Raw genomic sequence first — 412 nt, 5'->3', positions numbered from 1 at the left:
CATCAAAGGGGTTAGAGCCGACGGCGGCGTCTCCCTGGACGAGACGTTCCTGCCGCCGACACTGGTTACCGGAGCGGCGGCCTGGTATCGGCAGCTGCTTCTGGAAGTCGTCACCGGCCTCGACCAGATCGCCGAGGCGCATGGCAAAATGGTCATGGGCGGACCGGGGCGCAGCGTCGAAGACCTGCTGATGCTCAATCTCGCCAATGCGGCGCGTCCGCGGCTGGCCCACATGCTGGCTCAGGATGTCTTCCATCCGGCCGAGCTTTACCTGGAGCTTGCCGGTCTTGCCGGCTCAATGGCGACCTATGGCTCGAGCGCGCGGCGGCTGAGCGAGTTGCCCGCCTACGATCACATGGCGCCCGGCCCCGCTTATTCGGCGCTGGCGGACGCCTTGCGCTCACTCATCCTG

General features: G+C 66.5%; 1 protein-coding gene. It reads left to right on the top strand.

Annotated features, from left to right (window positions below; genetic code table 11):
• Positions 1–412, top strand: a 412-nt coding sequence (tssK, locus tag EOA86_RS38230; protein ID WP_164892492.1) for a type VI secretion system baseplate subunit TssK, incomplete at both ends; no start/stop codon positions are given.

Source organism: Mesorhizobium sp. M5C.F.Ca.IN.020.32.2.1, from assembly GCF_004023105.1.
Taxonomy (GTDB): domain Bacteria; phylum Pseudomonadota; class Alphaproteobacteria; order Rhizobiales; family Rhizobiaceae; genus Mesorhizobium; species Mesorhizobium wenxiniae.
This window is presented reverse-complemented; position numbering and strand designations above follow the sequence as displayed.